We start from the raw sequence: 22,642 nt of genomic DNA on the forward strand, positions 1-22,642 counted from the left end.
GGAAAAATGATATTCAGCGAACGTAGGCTGAGCCGAAATCGTAATATGTCCGGATCATGTGTATATTTATAATTATAATTATAGGTTAATTACTTGGCTTGGTATGGCGAATCGATTGTAAAATTTTCTGACACTGTTATTTGCTTGAAAGGCTAATTTCAAATCGCTTTCGATAAGGACTTGCTTTCGTAGGGTGGGTTAGGCGCACATCTGCACTGACTGACCGCCGATCACCGCGCTTTGCGTGCGCCGTAACCCACCCTATCGAAAGCCGAATGGAATAAAATGCCAGCTCTCAGCGAGTTTTGATTAACTGAAAAACGCCGGGAGTCTAATATTAATGAATTATTTTTAGCCCATGAAAGCTCTTTGTATATTCGATATCTATGCGGTGGACGGTACAAGTTCAGGCAGTACTATTAAAGTTGCGATAATTCGGGTTTTTATTTCGTTTTCTATACTCTTTCGGTTGCGGGAATTTCTTTTTCTAATGCCAGTTGCCAACGAAATGCCCATTTCCATTTAATATTCCTCTTTGCCTCAGAAAATTCGTCTGTCAGCATCTCCAGGTCCTTTTTCCGGAATCCCCGCAGGATGGAGATTAATCCATCGTGACGGGTAATGGTGGATGAGGCTGTAACAAAGGCGAACAATTCAAAAAGATGATAAGCAACAGGACTTCTGTGCAGGTCGTTGACCACAACTGCCAACCTGCACTGCTCGTAAGAATTCTTCAACAATTCTTCTGCCTTTCGGTTGTCGAAATGGTGAAGAAACAAGCTCATCACGACGATGTCAAACCGCCTTTTTTTAAACTCGTCCGAAAAAACATCTATCTTTTCAAAGCGTATCTCCGGAAAATCTTTCGATTGCGAAGTCGCATACCGAATAATCGAGTCGTTTATATCGACGGCGGTTACTGAAACCGGGATGTTTTTCCTTCGACACCATTTGACGACTGCTCTGGGAAGATCGCCGCTACCGCAACCCAGATCAACAACTTCTATCGGACGGCCGAAATCATGCTGTTCAAGTAACGGTGCGATGGCCGAAATCAACGCTTTTTCTCCGCCCAGCCAGCGGTTGACCCTGGCGATATCCTCTAGGTTTTTGATCAGATCATCACCGCCGAGCGTTGGGTCGTCGAGGAGCTCGCTGAGATTGGAGCGTTGCGAAAAGCTGTTCATGATTATTCCTCCAATTGTTTCAAACCACTGTGTTTTCACCGGAATTGCCACCATCAAACGGATGTCCGGACATAACGGATAGTCTTTCGTCATGCGTCCCGAAACATTCGCAGAAATGCCGATGACAATTCCGAAATGAAACTTCTCCATGGCGGCATCGTTGGCCGTTTCCATCGCCAGCCATTTGTCTACGCTGCCTTTCGGTGCGATCCACCCGTTTTGCGGAACGGCAATAAGTTATTAATCAGGCCCGTAAATACCCTCCTGGTATTTCGGGCCGCCGCCCAGGCCCGGTACACGCCCGGCCTGGGCTCACGCGGCTTGTCGCCGCGCCGGGGCATCCTTGCCCCGGATTAACCCGGCCTATATTTATAGGCCGGGTTAATAATCGGAGCCTCCTCAACCTAAGCCGCATCATTCCTGCGCATAGGGGTGCCCAGTCCGCTCGCATACCCATAGCGTTCTATTACCTGCCCCCAGCGTCGGGTAATTTCCTCCCTCAGTTCCGGGGTGAGGTCGTAGCGATTGGTACGATAATCGTTCGTCTCTTCTAAGTACTGCTTCAATTTGGGAAGCATTCGCTCGAAATCGCCTAGTTCCAGCTGGTCATACAGCTTACGGAGTTGCCCGACCGGATCTTGCACGAGGTCCTCGTATCGCAGTTCATGGAAACGGGGGGCGTGGAGCAGCGGGCGTGCTTCCTCAAGCTTCTGGAACATATGCAAGAAATTTTCGAACACATAGTCTTCCAGATCGTCGTATTTCGGTTCTTGCAGGCACTGAGCCTCGTACAAGGATTTCCACAAATGCATCGTCGAGAGAAACAGGGTGTAAGGGTCGCGCACGATATGAACGAACTGTGCATCCGGAAACAGCTCGAGCAAGACCTTGATTCGATAAGTGTGGGTGGGGGATTTCAACAGGATACGTTTGGGGTTGCGTATCGTCAGCTGCTTGAGAAATTTTACGAAGCCGTCTTTCCAGCGCTGCAGCTCCCGCGACGGGACGTCTTCCAGACTGAAATATTCGGGGCAGGGATTGCGATTGGGAAAGGCGATCTTCTGGTAAGGGGAGGGCAGTCCGAGATTGCACAGCGCAAACTCGTCTTCCTGGGGACGTTCCCAACCCATGGCCATGTTGTCGAACGGCCGCTGCTCCGGTAATAGAGCCTTGAACAGGAAACCGAGCCAGCGCGCATCGAACCGCTCCGTGAGCAGAAAGCGGTTAGGGTTGAAGCACACGTAAGTGGTTGGATAGGTGAAACGGTCGTCCAGGGCGAGAAGCTCGTGGAGCCACGTGGTGCCGGAACGCCAATGTCCGATGATGAACAAGGGCGCTTGCTTGATTTCCGTTCTGCGTACCCGACGGTTCCATATCAGCTCTTGCAGACCGTGGCTCAAGCAGCCCAGCAATATGACGAATGTCATGGCCACAATCCGGGGTATGCGTCGCACCCCAACGTCAAATCTGTTGTGTGCCAACATTCTTAGCCAGCCGAGAAAATTGCCCCCGAGCCAGATTTTGGCATACGACTTCTTTTCGCTCCGTGTCTTGCTATCGGTTGTATTCGTGGACAAATCCATTTGGGCGATTCCTTCTGTAAGGTTTAAATGAGTGACAGCGAGGCGTTTCCTCTGCGACGCGAAGCGTTCACTACGGCACGAAAAGTCGGCATCGGGACTGCCTCATTGCGCACCTGCGGCCGATCCGCAGCGATCCCGCTCAAACTCGGCCTTGGTGCATGTCGTGACGAGCGGAAAGTACTCTCCCATGTGCGCCGTAATGGCGGCGGGGTCGTTGTTGGTGCCGGCATAGTAGAGCAGCGCCTCGGTAAATGCCGGGTTTGGCTGCATGTGGCGCAGGATCAACGCCGGTATGGTATCGGTCGTAGGTAACCAGTTGTCTGCGTTGGCGGGCCGGCTCTCCGGATTGGAGAAGGCGAACGTCACATAGCCATCGCCATCTTGCGCCGCTTGGGCATCGTACAAGCAGCCGTTAGTAGTCCATAAGCTCGAAGTATTGTGCATGCACAGAGACCAATAGCGGAGCTGCTCGTTGCCGGAAATATCGTCCGGAATACCCTGGAGGCCCTGGGTGTCGGGGAAGCTGGGCGCCCTGAAGCGCATCACCGTCACCTCGCCGCGCGAGGGACTCAAAAACACCAATAGATACCCGGTCTGAGCGTTGTAGTAGGTGCCCCGGCCGCTTGGCTGCGGCGTCACGGCCCGATAACGCGCCAGACCGTTGTTGAAATCGGAGGCGGAGGGACTCGGTATGCCCCCTGCTGCGGATGGGCCGTCGATCACGCGGAGGCGAAGCTCGTCTCTCTCGGCGGGTAAGATTTGTGTTTCCCGTGTTTCTTCCGGCGACTCGGCGCTTTCTACTAATCTGATGAGCGCTCGCTTTTCTGCTTCCTGGATCTTCCGCATTGTCTCGCACATCTCGTGAATGTCTTCCAGGCTGGTCTTTGCAGGGTCATCGACGACGAAATAGAAATCCGGCTGAGGAATGCCGCCGAGCGAATCCGTGCCCGGATCGGGCAGGTACACCCGGTAGGCTACGGAGTTGTATTCCGTCTTGCTTCCATCGTAACGATAGCCGCCGTAGAGGATATTCGCCGGCCTCGGCGGCTTAGGCGGCCGTGCCTCGGGCGGCACATCCAGTAGATCGACGGTGTAAGCGCTTTCCGGGACGTACGGCGTATTCGGGAGGAACGGGTTTTCGCCGCGGTCGGGGACGATGTCGGTGTCGGCCAGCAGTGCCGTCGAAAACCCCAGGAAATCGTGGTTCTGCCAGGACATATAGCGCGCTCGAGGGAACCCGGTACGGAACCGGAAGTGCCCACCGGGTGGATATGCCGGGAGCGCCTGCAAGAACCAGTACACGGCGTTACTTTCTATGGCCGGTGCAGTACTGCTCTGAATCAACCAGCCCGCGCATTCCGTGAGGGGAACCTCCTGGCCTCGGACCAGGTCCTCCTGGGCAAAACTTTCGCCGGGAAGCAACCCGAGCAGGCCGCTTCCCATCACTCCTGATATCGTCACAAGCTTGCGGAACGAATCCTTCATTGCACACCTCCTTAAAGGCAATGGGCCAATCCTTGGCCAGTCGAAGACATCCCCCGAGCTTTGTGCTTTGCCATCTACTGTATTTGCTGACAATTCCATTTGGGTGGTTCTTTCCGGTGTAAGCCCCAAGTAAATGACTAAGGAGCGAAGCGGTTCTTCGAAACGCCGCTTCGTCCGTGCCGCGCGTCAACGGCATCGCTCCTCATCACCGCGTACCTTGCGGCGCCAGCCCGCAGCGATCCCGCTCAAACTCGGCCTTGGTGCATGTCGTGACGAGCGGAAAGTACTCTCCCATGTGCGCCGTAATGGCGGCGGGATCGTTGTTGGTGCCGGCATAGTAGAGCAGCGCCTCGGTAAACGCCGGGTTTGGCTGCATGTGGCGCAGGATCAACGCCGGTATGGGGCCGCTAGCGACGGGCAACCAGTTGGTCGCGTTGGCGGGCCGGCTCTCCGGATTGGAGAAGGCGACCGTCACATAGCCATCGCCATCTTGCGCCGTTTGGGCATCGTACAAGCAGCCCGTGGTAGGCAGCCCGGCCGTGGCATCGTGCATGCACAGAGACCAATAGCGGAGCTGCTCGTTGCCGGAAATATCGTCCGCAATACCCTGGAGACCCTGGGTGTCGGGGAAGCTGGGCGCCCTGAAGCGCATCACCGTCACCTCGCCGCGCGAGGCGCTCAAGAACACCTGGAGATAGCCGGTCTGGGCGTTGTAGTAAACACCCTGGCCGTTCGGACGCGGTGTCACCACGCGGTAGCGGGCCAGATCATTGTTGAAATCGGAGGCGGAGGGACTCGGTATGCCCCCTGCTGCGGATGGGCCGTCGATCACGCGCTGGCCAATTTCTTCCTTCGCAATATTTGAAAGCGGCCTATCCTGCCTTGTCGCCAGAGACTCGGTGGTTTGAGCTACTGCGATAAGCGCTTGCTTTTCTGCGTCCTGGATCTTCCGCATTGTCTCGCACATCTCGTGAATGCCTTCCAGGCTGGTCTTTGCAGGGTCATCGACGACGAAATAGAAATCCGGCTGAGGAATGCCGCCGAGCGAATCCGTGCCCGGATCGGGCAGGTACACCCGGTAGGCTACGGAGTTGTATTCCGTCGTGCCCCCATCGTAACGATAGCCGCCGTAGAGGATATTCGCCGGCCTCGGCGGCTTAGGCGGCCGTGCCTCGGGAGGCACGTCCAGTAGATCGACGGTGTAAGCGCTTTCCGGGACGTGCGGTGTATTCGGGAGGAACGGGTTTTCGCCGCGGTCTGGGACGATGTCGGTGTCGGCCAGCAGTGCCGTCGAAAACCCCAGGAAATCGTGGTTCTGCCAGGACATATAGCGCGCTCGAGGGAACCCGGTACGGAACCGGAAGTGTCCGCCCGGTGGATATGCCGGGAGCCCCTGGACGAACCAGTACACGGCGTTACTTTCTATGGCCGGTGCTGTACTGTTCTCCATTATCCAGCCCGAGCATTCCGTCAGGGGAACCTCCTGGCCTCGGACCAGGTCCCCCTGGGCAAAACTTTCGCCGGGAAGCAACCCGAGCAGGCCGCTTCCCATCACTCCTGATATCGTCACAAGCTTGCGGAACGAATCCTTCATTGCACACCTCCGTGTAAAGATATGAGCCAACTCCATGGCCAACTGGAGATATCCCGTGAACTTCGTGCTTCGTTATCGATTTGCCGATGAATTCGATTGGGCGATTCCTGATTGCATTAAGAAACATTAACCCGGAATGTGATGCGCGCCCTCGATCGCACGAGGTTTGCGACTGCGTTCGGGAAGGAAGCCATCGTCGCCGTATTCGCGCGTATCAACGCCAATATGCGCCAAGACGGCGTCCGCCATTTCTTCAGCGCTAAACCTTGCTGCGATCGCCCGAGTGTTCTCGGTCAGTTTCCTGTGCAGCATCTCATCGGTGAGCAGACGCTCGAGCTGTTGGGCCAGGTCCTCGCTGTTCCAGGTTTTGAAGGTCAAACCGCCCGCCTTTTCGCCGTGCCGAATCACCTCGGTGATCCCGCCGTAATCGGGAACCAGCACCGGTGTTCCATAGCTCATGGCCTCGACGGCAACCAAGCCGAAAGGTTCTCGATAGACTGACGGATACACCACACACCGGCTATGTGCGTAAAGCGCGTTGCGAACCTCGGGCGAAACAGTGCCGGCATGGTGGACGACTATGCCGAGATAGTCGGCGAGCTCCGCAATTATTTTCTTATACGCTCGGCCTTTAGCCGTGGCACCGCAAATGACCAGTTGCATGGGAATTCGGCGGACGTCGAGGAGTTTGGCTGCGTAAAGCAAAAGATCGATGCCTTTTTCAACCTCCTGGCGTCCGATGTACGAAACGATCGAAATTCCTTTAAGGAGATTCGGAAACGCGGTTTTGAGAATCGAAAGAGGAGGTTTTTCGGTCGATTCCGGGAGATCGACGCCGTTATAGATAACCCGCAACCGCTCCGGATCGAGAGCCATCTCGTCTACAATGCGATTGCGATAATCCTGGCTGATCACTATGGCAGGCCAGGGCGAACCTTGAGTGACCTCGTTCAGCCGCTCGCGATATTCTGCAAACAAACCGGCCCGCCGCGCGTACTTGGCAAAGTCCTCGTCTCCTTGAAAGGTCAATAGGTAGTCAAAGGGATGAGTAACGTTTTTCTTCGCCGCCAGAGCGAGAGGTCCGATCGAGCCGAAGCTCATCATGAGATGGTCGACTTCGTCCAGGGCAAGATATTTGAGCAGCCGCTTGACGAGGAAACGATCTGGATTCGGCGTTTCATAAAGAGACCCGATGAGGTTCACCAGCAGTCTATCGATAAAGCCGGGGAAGTTCTGGGCAAGTCGAACTCGCAATCTGAGCGGAATTAGGTACAGGAGCGAGCCTATGATTCTGTCCAGAAACTCGGACGGTCGTCGAAACTGATAGCGGGTTGCCCGGCAGAGCATCCTTTGCTGGATTCCGTCGGCCACGAGGTCCGGGTTGCATTCCAGCATCCAATAAACGGCCACTTTGAAACCCCGTCTATGCAGAGCATTGGCAAGGGTGATGTCGCGTACGGTGGAGCCGAGATAGGAGCCATTGCCGATTGTGACGAAGGCAAACGCAGGCTTGGAATTCATTGGAAAGTCTCCTCCCTGGGAAATTGCTGATTCTTCTATTCAGCCGGTACTTCATGTAAACGCACAGATCATTCCAACATCGCCGCTCCAGCGCGAACGCGACTGGTTCGTTCGATCGTCCGCTGTCTCCAGGCATATCCCTGCCTCGGAACAGGCCGATGGAACGCCGTCAGGGCTCCCGACACCGCTGCACCGGGGTTGTCGCCGCGACGCTAGAGAATTTTCCTCTTTCGTGTAGCGCCCCCACGGTGTGATAGGTCGACAATCCTTTGCCGACGCCCTGGATCGGCGAGAGGCTTCTTCGGCAAAGGATTGCCGACCTGCAACCTTCCCAATCCACGCCGCTAGACCGTAATGAAAAACGCGCTAGAACGTGTACGCGGCGCCCACGAAGAACGAATAATTCAGGAGGCTGCCGAACTCGCTGTCGCGAGAGCCCGTGAAACCGTTGGCAATGACGTACAGCAGCGTATGGTCGGTGGCTTCGTATTCGAAGATGCCGATCAGGCGGTCGGACTGGTCGTTCAGATTGTGGATCACCCGGAAATTCACGTTGAAATCGTTCCAGATCTCGGTATCCGAATACTGGAGCATCATGTAGTCTTGGCGAAACATGGGGTCGGTGGAGTCGATTTCGCCCCTAAGGAAACATTGATCGATGCGATCCCGCAGGCAGCCGTTTTCGTTATGGAAATATTCCAGGTTGACGGTCGGTCCGGCCTCGAAGGTGTACGAGGCGCCTCCCAGTAATTCGAAGTCGCCGTAATCGCCGTGGGCGCCTTCTCCGTAGAGGAGCAGCGCGTCGGTCACGTTCCAGCCGCCGAAAAAGCCGACCCGGTAGCCGGTGTTTTCGCGGTACGAAGGGATGACGGAAAAGTACTTGCCGTCCCCGGTCCAATCGATCTTGAAGGCATAACCCGGCTGAAAGTTCTGGCCTTGTGCCGAGCCGTCGGCGAATCCCGCTTGGTTGAGACCGAAACCCTGCTGCCGTCCCAACCGGCCTTCATCCGTATTGGCGATGAACGAAACGGCCCAGGTGGAATTCGGTATCCACACGGCCCGCGCATAGCCGAGTCCGGGAACTTCCACTCTCGGGTTGTTCCGCCCGTTCTCCTTGTTGAACGGGTTGGACGAAGACAGGAGCACCGACGGCCCCCACTGCAGGTTCTCGCGGCCGTAGGAAACGAACAACTCGTCCATCAGCCGGTAACGGGCGAACCACTCGTTCGTGTAGAACTGCGCCAGGCTGTCTTCTTCGCCCTCCGGGAACCCTTCCTCCCAGCGCTGCCACAGGTAGATGAAGCGTTGTTTGATACCCAGTTCCAACCGGCGGAAGTCCAGGTTGAGATCCACGCGCGGGTTGATCGACGCCTGATAGGTGGATATTTCCAGGATATTATTGGGATTCAGGCGCGAATTCATTTCCGGTTCCTGGAAAATTCCGAAAGCCAGGACGTTGATCCGCGAATAGAAGCCGCTCTTGATCTCGTCGAAAATGCTCACCGGCCCCGTGGATACGATCACGGGTTCGGTGGCCGCGGCCGCCGTTCCCGATATTGCGCACATGACAAAAAACCATAGTCCCCACGTTAGTCCACCGTTTTTTTTCATTTCATAAAGAGGTTGAGATTGAATACGTAATCCGGAAGTGGCTCGAACCGAGGCTTGGTGAGGTTGAGATAGGTCACGTCCTCGCTCATCAGTTCGTCGTACATGGTGATCTTGGAAATGAACGGGCGCTCCTTTCCGTCGATAAGCACTTTATTGCCGTATTCCATTTCAGCCAGTTTGAATTTCTTTCCCGATACCGTGAAGTACTCCGCTTTCACCCCCACCAGGCGCTTTTTCGAAATCCAGTATTTGATACGATCGTACGTGGTCTTGTCGTTCTTGCTGGTGAGATCGAAAACATAGCATTCCTCGTCGCCCACCGTGTCGTCGGGCAACTGAGCAGCATTGTAGTCCTCGGCGTAATTGGTCGAGGCGATGTCGCCGTAGGCCGCGTTGCCCATCAGTTTCTGGCGCTGCGAAATGGGGACCGCCTTGCTCAGCCCAGGTTTGTAGAACCACATGTTGTTGTTCGACATGAGCAGTTTGTTGCCCTTGTACTTCGGCGGTGCGAGGCTTATTCCGGAGATGTCGAAGCCGCGCGCCTTGATGTCGTAATTCAAAGAGTCGGTACGGCCGTTTTCGATGGACTCTATCACCACTTCCCAGGAAATGCCCAGGAGGTTGCCCCGCGATTGATCCGCCGTCTTCAGTATAGTCTTGACGTCCGGCGAAGCCGACAACGGCGCGGCGGACAGCAATCCGGCCAGGATTAGCAAGCTTCCGAGCAAGAGGGTCGTTCTCATCGTCTTCTCCTTGTACTTTATCTACTCCATCGAAGCGGTCAACTGTCGCTCCTAGGTTCAGGTATGTCCCAGAGCGCCGACGATCTGCATGCGAGCTGCCGTGCGCGCCGGGAGACTGGCTGCGGCCAGGGAAAGAACGATCAGCAGCAGGATGCTGTAGAGCATGTAATCGGGCACCAGGTAGACCTCCAATGGCACCCGGCGGGTGATTTGGGGCGGTATCCAGGTCGGTTTGAAAAATGCGACGCCCGACCAGGTGATCAGGGTGAGGACCATGCCGAGCAGCGATCCAAGAATCCCCAATAACATGCTTTCGGCCGCGAACAGTCCGACGATGCCGCGGCGCTTGAACCCCAGTGCCCGCAGCGTGCCGATCTCGCGGGTCCGTTCCATGATCGCCATGCTGACGGTATTGATCACGCTCATGACGACGATGGTGAACACGATCAGGAAGGTGAACAGGAAGATCACGTCGAACATCTGCTTCACCTTGGTGTAAAAGGTGGAAAGCTCGTTCCAGGTCTTGACTTCCAGCTTCAAGCCTTCTGCCGCCAGTTCTCCGGCCAGCTGGGCGCGCACGGTTTCCGTTGTGTCGTCGTTCGTCAGCAGCAAGGTCAGGCGATCCACGCTGCCGGTATCGTAGAGGCTCTGGGCGAACTTGAGCGAAACCGACATGAGCTTGTCCTCCAGCGCTTCGACCGGGCCATCGAAGAGCTGAAACACCTGGGCGTCGAGCGCGTTGATCTGTCCCGACACGGTGGGCGCCATGGCGACGGCGTCGGAGCCCAAGTCCAGATTAAGCTGCTCCGCCAGTCCCCGGCTCAGGCCGATGCCGTGAATGACGTCGTCCTCCAGGGATTTGCCGTCGAACAACTGGATTTTCCCTATCATCCCGCGGGCATGCTCGTTGATGCGGCGCACGGCGGACGGCACTCGGCCGGCGGCGATGAAGATCGTCGACACCTTCCCGTTGCTCAGAAGTCCCGAAATGTGGAGCTGCGGTGCCACCACCACGATTTCCGGATGCCGGGCCAGCACCTGTTGAATGACTCCCATCTCTTCTTCGTCGATGAGATAACGGGTCGGATCGAGTTTGCCTTCCTGGAGAAAGCCGGTCTTGAAAACGCTGAGATGGCCGTTACCCTGCGCGTAGATGTAGGAATCCTTGAGGCTGGTGAAGATGTAGGCGGTGAATCCGCCCAGGGTGTTGACCGCCGCAAAGCCGAGGCCGATCGCCAGAATCGTGAACAGCGACCGGCGCCGATTGCGGAAGAGATTTCTTAAGGCGAGCTTGATCCAGGTCATCATAAGCCCACCGATCGGTCTAGCCGCATGGCCGGCTGCTCCGGCGACCTGTCATCGATGATCTCGCCGTCGCGCATCTGAATCTGACGCTCCACACGTTCCAGCAGGCGCTGGTCGTGCGTGGAGAACACGAAGGTCGTGCCGTTGTTGCTGTTGAGTCGTCGCATGAGCTCGGTAATCCTCAAGGCGTTTTCGGAATCCAGATTGGCCGTGGGCTCGTCGGCGATCACCAGTGCCGGATCGGTAACCAGGGCCCGCGCGATCGCGACGCGCTGCTGCTGTCCGCCGGAAAGCTTGGCGGGACGATGCGCCGCGTGGTCGTCCAGCCCCACTTCGGCCAGACGCTTGCGCGCCGCTCGCCTTGCCTGTGCCGTGGAAACTCCGGAGATCTGCAGCGGAAGCATGACGTTTTCCAGAGCCGAGAGTACCGGAATCAGATTGAAGCTCTGGAAGACGAATCCGATTCCGCGGTTTCGAAGCTCGCTGCGCTGGTCGTCCGACAGCGCGGCCACATCCTGGCCTTCGAAACGCACCGTACCCGAAGAGCATACGTCGAGCAGCCCGATAAGATTGCAGAGGGTAGACTTGCCGGAACCCGACGGACCCCAGACGGCCACGAATTCGCCCCTATGAATAGACAGATTCACTGTCTTGAGAGCCGTTATACGGCTTTCGCCGAGGTGATAAACCTTCCCGACCTGGCGAAGCTCTACCAGCAGCGGCGGACCAATCCTGCTCATTATTCAATCCTTTGTGTGTTGATGGCGTTTAGGCTTGCCCCGCTTCCGTCTCCGCAGTCGCGGCGCCGGCATAGGCAATGACGAACTCTTCCAGGCGTACCGTCCGTACCATAATCGTTCGGCCGCTGTCTCGATGGACGATGTGGATCAGACCGTCCTCGCCTATGGCCTGCGCCTCGTAGGCTTTCGGCGAGCCGTTCATGCCGAGACCCAGCAACTTGGCGGCGACCTCCTTGGCGCACCACAGGCGGGTGGCCCATTCGTCGGGGTCGCCGCTCGTGTCACGGAGAAGCGAGCGTTCCGATTCGCCGGCCATGGTCTCCACGAAGCTCGGCTGGCGCGGGCGGATCGGTTCGATATCCACGCCCACGGGTCCCGCATGGGCGATGGCGATAGCGCGATGTTCGCTATGGCTGATGCTGAGCTGCGGCAACCGGTTCGCCTCGGGGACCGGCGCCACCTCGGGCTGGCCCTGGTCGTTGTTGCGAATGATCAGGGCGGCCGGGTGCAGCATTTCTTCCGTCCCGGCTTGCCGCGCCAGCCAGTCGCGCACGGCATCCTTGGCTGCGATGCGCCCCAGCAGCCAATGCTGCAGGCCCGGAGCATGCGAGCGCATGTCGGAAAACGTCTCCATCTCGTCCAGATGAAGGCAGAAGCGAGCGAGGAGCGTACTGTCGAAGCCGGCGATGTCTTCGCCTGAGATCATGCGGCAGCTGGCGGAAGGCGGGAGTGCCGGCAGGTCGAGCGCATGGCTCAGCAAATAGCGGGTCGGCAGGCGGCGAAAATTAAGTAGCCGCTTCTCCCAGCGGAACTTCCAGTCCGTCCAGTCCCTGATCCGCATCCAAACGGCGCCCGCGCCGTCCTGAATCTCGATGTCGGCGGAAAGGAGCTTGCCTTCGTCGCGGGTGATTTCGATTCGCACCGGGCATCGTGTTCCCGGCGTCGGGGTAGGCCGGTATAGCTCGAGCTTGCCGATGCCGACGGGAAAGACGTAGCGCTCTTTTTCCATGGCCCAGATTCCGATCAATTGTCCGACCGCATCGAGCAACGCCGGCTCGGTCAGAAACTGGGGCTTGCGTATGGATCGGAACATGATCTCGGGCGCTTTGACCACCAACTCGCCGGCGGCGCCCCGATCGCCCAGCACGATCTCCCCGACCAGGCATTGATACACGGGTCCGTGGAATAAGTGGCGGCCCCGGTAAATTTCCTCGGCGCTTTTGGGATAGAGACGGGCATTGGCGAACTCCGTGAAGCTGAGCTCGAGATCGAGACGATAGTAGGGCGCGAACAGGACGCGAGCCTGGATCGCCGGAGTCGCTTGGTCTTCGATATGGATGGCGGCGGCGATATGGCAAGTGTTCCGTTCGGCATCCCATTGCTCGAAACGGGCCGAAATCCGGAGACACAGGCGGTCGGTGTCGGCCAGTTCGATCCAGCGCGTGGCCTTCACGTCCTCGAAGCCGATCAGCCCGTAGCCGGGTGCGAGGCAGGCAGCCGTTTCCGCCAGGATCTCCAGGCTTAGGGTCATGGGAACTACCGGCAGACAGGCGAATAGCGGTTTCACCCCGGGCGCATGGACGAAGGCGTGATCCGCGAGATGCAGATCCTCGTCCAGGGTCAACTCGCGCTCCACGGTGATCGACCGGCCGGGCACATGATCGAGAATGCGCCCGATGAAAGGCAAAACGGGCTCGTCGCCGCGTTCCGCATTTTGCCTGGTCCAGTCCTGTGCCGCCGATGCCGGGTCGAACGCATCCCTCGGCTCGTCGGTTGTCGCCGTCGATTCGGCTGGGGAAGGTTCTGGAGTTTCGAGCTCCCTCAGTGACTCCACCTCGTATACCCGCCCGATCAAGGGCGGAAGATCGCTTTCCGTTGCGCGGCTCGATAGTTCCTTCATGATCAGACCTTTTCCAAAACGAGACCCGTAATCGTGAGTCCCGGTCCAAAACCCAGGCAGACGACGCGTCTCCCGCGGGGAATCGACTTGTCGTCCAGGATCGTTTTCAGGATATGAGGCACGGTCGCCGAAGACATGTTGCCGTTCTCGCGGAACACCTCCTTGCTGACCTCCACCTGATCTTCCCGCAGACCCAGTTCGTCCTGAATGTGTTCCACGATCTTCGGCCCGCCCGGATGAATGGCAAAGGTCAGCTCATCCTTTTGCGCGTCGAAATCGATCTCTACCCGCCGCAATAACGACTGGACGAAAGACCGGATGTGCTTCTTGAGGACCACGGGCACCATGACCGACAGGGTCATGTGGAATTGATGAGACCCCGGCACCCAGGTCATGTCCTCGGCGGAATCGGGCAGGAGATGTTCGTTGAACGCCAGGACCTTGAGGCCGGGAATTTTTCTCTCACGCGCCACCGGTTCCGGATACATCGAGTAGCGGATGAATCCGTCCGCGAACAAGGTCATGGTGATGATGTTCTCGGCACGGAAGTCCTCGATGTTGTTGTGGATCGACAGCAGTTCGGTGTGGATGATGTCCACCCGCTCCTTGGGCGGAGTCACCAAGCATTGCGAGGACGACAGAAAACCGTGCGCCATCTTGATGGCGGGGAAGGCGCCGTAGCAGCCCATGTGATAGCTGTGTGTGACCGTGGTGTCGAACCATTCCTTCCGTGCGACCATGCGCTCGACGGGGCTCGGCGCCAGGTAACCGGAGCAGGTCACGTGAATGACGTCGTCCGGCGCTTTGGCCCCGTCGTCGTACATCTGGTTCAGACATCCGTCGACCACCTTGCCGTAGCTCTCGTGCCGGGCTTTGAGGTCCACGCCCTTCGGATCGTTCTTGTCCTTGAACAACTGCAAGTACTCATACTCGGGCTCCGCCAACGTGAACTCGCCGTCCGAGAAGCGGATATCGGTGAGGCGGGGAAAGAACACCAATTGCCGGCGCTTGATATGGGAAGGCGAGAGCGCGTACTTGTCCAGCTTCTCTTTCACTTCCCTGTGAACCCGGCGGAAGCCTTCCTTGTCGCAGATGTCATTGTTCAGGCAATAAGCCTTGGCGAAACCGAAGGCCGCCAGTTCGAGAGTGATGCGCTGCGGGACGGGTTTCGATACCCTCACCGGGGTGAAGTCCGCCAGTACCGCACTGTGTAGATTTGCCATATCCATATGCTCCGTTTACTCCTTGTCGGGTTCACTTAGGGGATTTGGTCGAGCGGTCGCGAGGCATCACGCCACCGCCGGTGTCAAAACGGTCGAATCGACCGCGCGCCGCGTGGTTTCATCGCGCGCCGAGGAGCGTCCGAGTCCGGCGGCGATCGCCTCGATGCTCGCTGCGATCACGAGTTCAGGCTCCTGCCGGTCGCGGCGTTCCAATACTTCCAGGCAATGCCGAACCCCGGTTTCTACCGGGATCGGGCGGATGTTCCGGGAAGCATAGAGCTTGCGCAGTTCGTCGTTCACCATGCCGGAGTCCCAAGGACCCCAATTGATCGAGACGGTGTGGACGTTCGGCCACTCCACTGTCAGTCGGTCGGCCAGCTTGTTCAATACCTCGTTGGCCGCGCTGTAGTCGCATTGGCCCACGTTGCCGAACCGGCCGGCCACCGAGGAAAAGAGCACCAGGAACTTCAGCTTTGACGGGTCCAGCTTCCGGGCCATGGTCAGCGCCGGAATGACCTTGGTGTCATAAACCGCGTCGAAGGATTCCGGCGTCTTGGCGCGGATCAGCTTATCGTCGATGACGCCTGCGCCGTGGAGCACGCCGTCGATTCGTCCCCAGCGCGCATAGATGTCGTCGATCAATTGTCCGAAAGCAGCGCTATCGCGCACGTCCAAAGCATGGTAATCGACTTCTGAACCGGATTCCTTGAGGGCGGCCAGGTTGGCGCGGATCTGTCGTTCCTTGAGAACTCGTCTGAGTGCGGCCTCGACCTCGGCCGGTTTGACCTTACCGCTCTCGCGCCTCATCTCTCCGATCAGAAATTGCCGCAAGGCATCCGGATCGGCGATATTTCGGGTGGATGCCGATTCAGGCTCGGGCATCGGACTCCGTCCCACCAGCACCAGCCGCAGGCGCCGATTTCGCGTCAAGCCTTTGGCGATATCGGCGGTGATGCCATACGCTCCGCCCGTGACCAGAACCACGGCGCCGGAGTCCAGCTCCAGTTCCGGCCTGATGGTGCCATGGTCCGGGCGCTGTTGCAGATCGAGCCGCCAGCGTCCCTCCCTGGTGTGGCCTATTTCCAAGGTTTGATCGTCCGGGCGCAACTCCATCAAGACCCGTTCGATCGACTGGCTGGTCCCCAGGCTCGGATCAAGATCGATGCACTTTACCTTTAAATGCGGCCATTCGAGGGCGGCGCACTTGGCAACCCCGAGGGTGCCCGCTCGCTCTGCCTCGAACAGCCGAGACCGTTTCAGGCCGAATTGTCCGTCCAATGCGGTCAGATTGATCAGCCAGCCGCCCCCGGCCCGAACGTTCTCCTTGAAGTCCTGTTCCAGAGCTTTCAAGGTCAGGAACAGTGCCCGCGCCTCCGAGGGCCGATAGTCCTCGCTGCCTTCTGGCGTCTCCGCGCTCAATAGATTGATCAGCCCGCCCAGCGGTTTCCCGCCGGCTTTAAGGAAATCGCGCAAGCCGTCCAAGCCTTTGGGCGAGGACAAATCGACTTCCAAGCGATCACCGTCCAGGGCGCGGGTTTCGCGACCCGGGACAAGCTGCCGCGTGACATAGCCGATGCTGTTCAGCGCGTTACGAAGCGCCTCGCTGAGCTCGGAGGCATGCCCCAGCAACAGCATCATGGATGGCGTGCCCGGATTGATGACCGTTCCCCCTTCGAGCGGAGCGGGAGCGGGCTTCACGACGTAACAGGCCACGCAGTCCGGTTGTTTGGCACCAGCGGTAGACTCCACCATCTCAACCGGCGAGATCGATGGTGGAGTCTGCAATTTTTTTGGCGAATCGGCGCCTCCCTGCGCTGGTTTCGGTTCCCGCAGCCGGTCGTACCAGGCGATGATCTCGTTCAAGGTCTTGAGACCCGACAGCTCTTCGAGCACCGTTTCCTCGTCACGTCCTTCCAGCAGGTTATGGTGGTCTTTCAGGGCACTGAAAACTTCGATCCGTTTGATGGAGTCGATGCCGAGATCGGCTTCCATGTGGGCATTGAGATCGAGCATGTCTTCCGGATAACCGGTGCGCTCCGATACCGAGCGGAGCAGATCGGCCTTGAACTGCTCGGTGGGCGCGAGCCCGGTGCCGCCGGCTGCCGGCGCCTTCACCGCCACAAGCGGCGCGGTGTCGCCACCGCCGGTGGGTTTGGCGGAGACCGGTCCGCCGCTACGGACGGCGGGCGTCGGAATGACGGACAACGGCCGTTCCCCTGCCGCTTCGGCGGGACCCGCGGTACGAAGCTGAAGCGGCAAAACGGGTGCCGGCGGCACGCCGTTCAGAACCGCTCCGCCGGACGCGGCCGCTGTCGCGACCGGTTGCGCTTGTGCCATCGAGGAGATTTCGGGCGATGCGACCGTCCACTGCTGCGCCGACAACGATGCGCCCGCCAGGTTGGCGTGCAGAAAATCCAGGAAGGAGCACAAGGTTCTTTGTTGCTCGCGCTGCAGATCGATGAGCTGGGCGACGCAGTTCTGGATCAACGAGAATCTCGGATCTGATCCCGCCGGGATTCCCTCTGCTGGCGGCCCCAAAGCCGGCTTCGCGGAGTTGGATGCTTCATGGTTCATCACGGAATACCTCCTTGTGTTGGTTGGAAGATCTTGCACCACGGCCAAGGACGGGCGCGCGCCCGCGGCCTGAGTTGGCGCCATATCGGTGGAAGCCGCCGGGGATTTCAATCCTGTCGGCAACGGCACGACATTCCTGGATGTGTCCGCCGAGTCGTGCCAGGGTACCGCCCGGCCGCCGTTGACCCGCCAAATCAGCGGTCCCGGATTGGCTTTCGCCCGAGCCTGGGCGAACAGCTCCGGCAGCGGACGGTCCGTCAGCCCGCGGTGTCTGAACCAGGTTTCGAAGCGTACCGGAACGCCCAGCGCGAACAGTTGAGTCAGAAGGTGGGAGAGCTGGAGCCAGCCGGGGCGCCCCGGAGCGTCGAGACCCAGAGCGGTGTGCGGCCGATCGGCCAGGATGCGGTCGACGAGTCCGCTCAGCACCAGACCGGGACCGATCTCCAGAAAAATCCGGGCTCCCGCGTCGTAGAGACGGTTCACCTCCTCCACGAAGCGCACCGGCTCGGCCAGATGGCGGGCTAGCAGTGCCCGGATTTCGGCAGGCTCGTCCGGATAGCGGTCGGCCGTGGTATTGCTGAAGATCGGGAACTCGGGAGAGCGGAAGTCGATCTTGGCCAATTCGGCGGCGAGTACGGCGCTGGCATCGGCCATGGCGGCGCAATGGAACGCGCCTCTGACCGCCAGTTTGGTTACGCGTAGAGAGTTCTTGGCCAATACCGCCGCCGCCTCGTCGATGGCTTCAGCCGGGCCGGCGATGATGGTCTGGTCCGGAGCGTTCAAATTGGCAATGCAGACGGCAAGTCCGTGCTCGGCGATCAGCTTTTCGAGCCGAGCGCCATCCGCGTCCACGGCGGCCATTGCCCCTCGGGAACTTTGTCCCGCGTCGGCGGCGATGCGTCCGCGAACTTCCGAGAGCCGGATCAGGTCGTCGCGATCGAGAGCGCCGGCGGCGCACAAGGCGACGTATTCCCCGTAGCTGTGGCCAGCCGTGAAATCGGGATGGACGCCATAGTTCTTGAGCAGTTCGAACGCCGCCAGCTCGACCGCGCCAAGCGCGGGTTGCGCGATCTGCGTTGCATTCAATGCACTTTGTTGCCGTTCCCGTTCCTCGTCGCTGAACGCCGGCAGCGGATAAATGAATCGGGACAGCGGCTGAGGCAGGCGCTCGGCGAGGAGAGTATCCGCCCGCTCGAAGAAGCCGTGCAGTTCGGGCTGGGTCGCGACCAGATCGCGCAGCATGTTGATCTTCTGCGATCCCTGGCCCGGGAAGACAAAGCATAAGCCACCTGCGGCATCGGACTCCCGATAATAAATGCCTTGAGGATGCCTGATCTCCGCTTTGTCATTATCGCGCAACTCGCGAAGAGCTAAATCGAGCTTTTGCCTGAGATCCGCAACCGACGTGGCGACCATGGCCAGCCGGCAGGCGCGGACGCCCGCGCCGGTTCCCGTTTTGACTTGTTCCGATTGCAGCGAATACGCCAATTGGGCGAGATCGAGATGTTCGGTATATTCGAGTCCCTGCTGCAGGCGTTCCACCGCGTGAACGATGTGAGAACGATTCGGTCCAAAAAAAATGAAGGGTTCGGCGTCACGGGGATTCAGATCGATTGCATCGGTGTCCCGGTAGTCGCCGCCGTATTCTTCCAGTACTGCATGGAAGTTGGTACCTCCGAAACCGAAGGCGCTTACGCCACAGCGTCGCGGATGTCCGTCAGGGTGAGCGAACCAAGGCCGGGTTTCGGTATTGATATAAAAGGGACTGTTTGTGAAATCCACGCGCGAATTGGGCGTTTCGACACCCAAAGTCGGTGGCAGAACGCGATGTTTCAGCGCCAAGGACGCCTTGATCAGCCCGGCAAGACCGGCGCTGACCTTGGTGTGGCCAATCATCGATTTCACCGAGCCGATGGCGCAGGACTGGGGCGCCGGATTGCATTCGCCGAAGGCAGTGTTGATGGATTCGATCTCCGACTTGTCGCCTACGGCGGTACCCGTGCCATGAGCCTCGATCAAACCGACCGTCGACGGATTCACCCCGGCGTCCTCGTAGGCGCGGCACAATGCACGCACCTGGCCTTGCGGATGAGGCGCGGTAAGGCTGCGATTGCGTCCATCGCTGGAAGCGCCGATCCCCTTGATGACGGAGTAGATTCGATCGCCGTCCCGTTCGGCGTCGCTCAGGCGCTTGAGCACCAGTGCCGCGACGCCCTCGCCGATAGCGATGCCGTCCGCACTGTCGTCGAACGGCCGGCATCGCCCGCGGGGCGAAAGGGCATGAGTTTGGGCGAACGCCATGAAAGCCACGGCATTATTGGTGCCGTCGATGGAACCCACCAGGGCCACGTCGGCGTCGCCATTTCGCAATTGCTTGATTGCCACGTCCAGCGCTGCGAGCGACGAGGCGCAGGCGGCGTCGACCGCGAAGTTGGTTCCTCCGAGATCCAAGCGGTTAGCTACCCGGCCGGCCACTACATTGCCGAGGAAGCCGGGGAACGAATCCTCGGTCCAGTTGGGAAGCTCGCGCTCGTAAAGAGTTTGCATGATGTGCTTCCGGGTCGCCTCGGGCAGCCCCGGAACCTTGGGCAGATAATGGGCCAGCAAGGTGCGGAAGATATAAATCGTGCCGAGGTCGTTCATTCCCCCGGAAGCGAATATGGCCGAGGTCCGCTCCTTGGGGAACGGGCGGCGGTCGAGCCCGGCGTCTTCCAGGGCGCGCTTCGCCACGTACAGAGCCAGGAGCTGCATCGGTTCGATGGAGCGCAGAGCGGCCGGGGGAATACCGAACACCGTGGGGTCGAATTGGACGTCGTCGAGGAAACCGCCCCATTTCGAGTAGCTCTTGTCCGGCGTTCCGCGCTTGGGGTCGAAGAAATCGGCCGGACGCCAGCGGTCGTCGCTGACCTCCCGGATGGTGTCCACCCGCCGGAGGATGTTCTGCCAGTACTGGCGCACGTCGCCCGCCTTGGGCAGCAGGCAGGCCATACCGATGATGGCGATATCATCCCGGTTCTGTCGCCGCGTCCAGCGTTTCGCCTCGGGCTCGTGCGCTGCGCCGGCAAGCAGTTCCTGGCTGCCCGTGGCGACCGCAGTGTGAAGCTCGGCGATCGTAAGGGTATTGTTCCTCAGCCGCGCGACTTCGCCCAGCATGTACATGCCCTCGCGCCGTTGCGTCTGGACATTTACCTTGACATACCGGTCGTCCGGGGCTGTTGCCGCGGACTGGCTCTTATGAGCGATACCCTTGGATGCGATGCGCAGTCGGCCGATGTTGAGCAGTTCGAGCACCTTCAGCGTGCGCTCTTCGGATTCCAAAGCCATTTGCAGTTCGCGCCGCGTCCGGTTGAACTCGTCGCAGAATTCCGTCTTGGCGCAACGGGTATAGATTCCGACGCCGGATTGGAGCAAGGCGGTTTCTCGGCAGGCGATCGCCTGGGCCTGAAACTCGTTCACGATCGCGCCGGTGTGGACGATTTCTTCGGTGAAGAGGTATGCCGTGCCCATGACGACCCCGATACTCATGCCGCGGGCGACGAGCGGCGCCGCCAGGACCGAAAGCATCGCAGCCGAAAGCTCGTCGTGGATTCCGCCGGCGAACAGCACCTGAACCGACTCGGGATCCTCCAGCTCTGCCGCAGTCAGGACTTCGATGGCCGATTCCCAGAGGATGAAGCTGGTGCGCGGACCGGTGTGTCCGCCGCATTCGCTGCCCTCGAAAATAAATTTGCGGGCGCCTTCCTTGATGAAGCTGTTAAGCAGCCCCGGCGAAGGTACGTGCAGATAGGTCATTATCGAGAGCGCTTCCAGTTCGCGCGCCTGACTCGGCCTTCCGCCGGCGACGATGGCGAAGGGGGGCTTGATTTCGCGGATGACATCGAGCTGTTCCTGACGCAGTTCCAGCGGCATGAAGCCGAGCAGCCCCACACCCCAGGGGAGATCGCCCATGAGTTTACGGGTGCTGCTCAACAATGTTTGGATTTGCGGTTTGCGCATGACGGACAGGGCGAGAAACGGAAGCCCTCCGGCGTCCGCCACCGCCTTCGCGAACTGGGCGGTATCGCTGACCCGCGTCATCGGACCCTGAACGATAGGAAACCGGGTGCCGTGTTTGCGCGCCAGAGGCGAGTCGGCGGACAAGGCCTGGTGCGAGCGCGCTTGCTCGATCAGCGAATCCATGCTTTCTTTCACAGCGGTGAGGATGCGGCCTACGGTGCCGTAGCGCTTGGCCAAAGGAGCTGCGAACGCGATATCCTGCCCGAGAGGCAGCAACGCGTCTTCGGTTTCTCCGAGGCGCTGTACCAGCAGGTCCCGCCAGGGTTCACCGCGAACCACCCGTTGCTCCAGTTCCTGGAGCTTATCGCGGCCGGAGCGTGCGAACAGCCGAAACGGGGCTTCTTCCGGTGCGAGCAGAATCGTTTCGCTGCCGTCCAACTGGCTCCACATGCCGCGCAGATTTGAATGAGCGAGCGGGCTTTCGTCGGTCAGCCACAGTTGTTCGCACAATACGACGCCGTTCGCGCCGGCGAGCGCCGCCGCTGCAGCGCTGCGCAGCCCGATTCCGCCTTGAATCCAGTAGGGAATGTTCAGCCGTCCCTTGAGCTCCTGCAGCAGAATGAAAGTCGAGTGGCGACTAACCGATCCGCCCGCTTCATGGCCTTTGACGATCAGTCCGTCGCAGCCGGCGGCGATGGCGGCCTGGGCCGACGGGAAATCATGGACTTCGACGAAAACTCGGCGGGCGATGGATTTGACTCGCTTCCGCAGAGCAGTCAGTTCGGCCGGTGTCGAACCGGCGAGGACAAGGATGGGAACTTGGTATGGTAGGAGTTCGGAAAGTCGGTTGAGGTCTCGGGCTGCCAATCCGAGTACGTCCCAGCGGACCCCCCACTGCGCCGATTGGCTGGCGGCGGACGCCAGGCTGTCAAGCGCCGACGACAATGCATCTGGCATCTCCCGGTAGCCTAGATCCAAGATCCCGATTCCGTGGGCTCTTACGGCCGCGATGGCAATCTGCGGATCAAGACAGTGTGCCGGCGTGATAGCAATAAGCGTTTCCATCCGTTCACCTCCTATGTGATGGATACTTTCCCTAGCTGGAATTCAGATCCTGAAGCTTAGGCGAGCAGGATTTTCCTGAACCCCAGGCATTGCACGCAAAGATAACTTAGAAGAA

At 59.1% G+C, this 22,642-nt stretch carries 12 protein-coding genes; all 12 read right to left on the minus strand.

Translation table 11 applies throughout. The features are described from left to right. Positions 1-455 precede the first annotated feature (455 nt). On the minus strand, positions 456-1,361 hold the full coding sequence (locus tag ACWJJK_RS01675) for a methyltransferase domain-containing protein (protein WP_454128594.1): 906 nt from the start codon (positions 1,359-1,361) through the stop codon (positions 456-458). Between the two features lie 230 nt (positions 1,362-1,591). Then, positions 1,592-2,614, minus strand: coding sequence for a sulfotransferase family protein (locus ACWJJK_RS01680; protein ID WP_454128595.1), 1,023 nt, complete (start codon positions 2,612-2,614; stop codon positions 1,592-1,594). A gap of 258 nt (positions 2,615-2,872) precedes the next feature. Continuing rightward, positions 2,873-4,255 (minus strand): hypothetical protein, encoded by a 1,383-nt coding sequence (locus ACWJJK_RS01685; RefSeq protein WP_454128596.1) that lies wholly within the window; start codon positions 4,253-4,255, stop codon positions 2,873-2,875. Between the two features lie 205 nt (positions 4,256-4,460). Further along, complete coding sequence (locus tag ACWJJK_RS01690) at positions 4,461-5,849, minus strand: hypothetical protein (RefSeq protein WP_156880098.1); 1,389 nt, start codon at positions 5,847-5,849, stop codon at positions 4,461-4,463. A 126-nt stretch (positions 5,850-5,975) separates the two neighbouring features. After that, positions 5,976-7,370, minus strand: a complete 1,395-nt coding sequence (locus ACWJJK_RS01695) for a glycosyltransferase family 4 protein (protein WP_156880097.1) — start codon at positions 7,368-7,370, stop codon at positions 5,976-5,978. 366 nt (positions 7,371-7,736) lie between these two features. Continuing rightward, a complete protein-coding gene (locus ACWJJK_RS01700; RefSeq protein ID WP_156880096.1) occupies positions 7,737-8,936 on the minus strand; it encodes a hypothetical protein in 1,200 nt (399 codons plus the stop codon). Between the two features lie 41 nt (positions 8,937-8,977). After that, positions 8,978-9,724, minus strand: coding sequence for an outer membrane lipoprotein-sorting protein (locus ACWJJK_RS01705; protein WP_077730257.1), 747 nt, complete (start codon positions 9,722-9,724; stop codon positions 8,978-8,980). A 57-nt stretch (positions 9,725-9,781) separates the two neighbouring features. Further along, complete coding sequence (locus ACWJJK_RS01710; RefSeq protein WP_077730258.1) at positions 9,782-11,032, minus strand: ABC transporter permease; 1,251 nt, start codon at positions 11,030-11,032, stop codon at positions 9,782-9,784. Continuing rightward, on the minus strand, positions 11,029-11,769 hold the full coding sequence (locus ACWJJK_RS01715; RefSeq protein WP_077730259.1) for an ABC transporter ATP-binding protein: 741 nt from the start codon (positions 11,767-11,769) through the stop codon (positions 11,029-11,031). The genes ACWJJK_RS01710 and ACWJJK_RS01715 overlap by 4 nt, the downstream gene beginning before the upstream one ends. A 28-nt stretch (positions 11,770-11,797) precedes the next feature. After that, on the minus strand, positions 11,798-13,669 hold the full coding sequence (locus ACWJJK_RS01720) for a polyketide synthase dehydratase domain-containing protein (protein WP_077730260.1): 1,872 nt from the start codon (positions 13,667-13,669) through the stop codon (positions 11,798-11,800). 2 nt (positions 13,670-13,671) lie between these two features. Beyond that, positions 13,672-14,892 (minus strand): type III polyketide synthase, encoded by a 1,221-nt coding sequence (locus ACWJJK_RS01725; RefSeq protein WP_077730308.1) that lies wholly within the window; start codon positions 14,890-14,892, stop codon positions 13,672-13,674. 66 nt (positions 14,893-14,958) lie between these two features. After that, entirely contained in the window at positions 14,959-22,527 is a 7,569-nt protein-coding gene (locus tag ACWJJK_RS01730; protein ID WP_454128597.1) for an SDR family NAD(P)-dependent oxidoreductase, read from the minus strand. Positions 22,528-22,642 lie beyond the last annotated feature (115 nt).

The sequence above is a fragment of the Methylocaldum gracile genome, assembly GCF_053646815.1.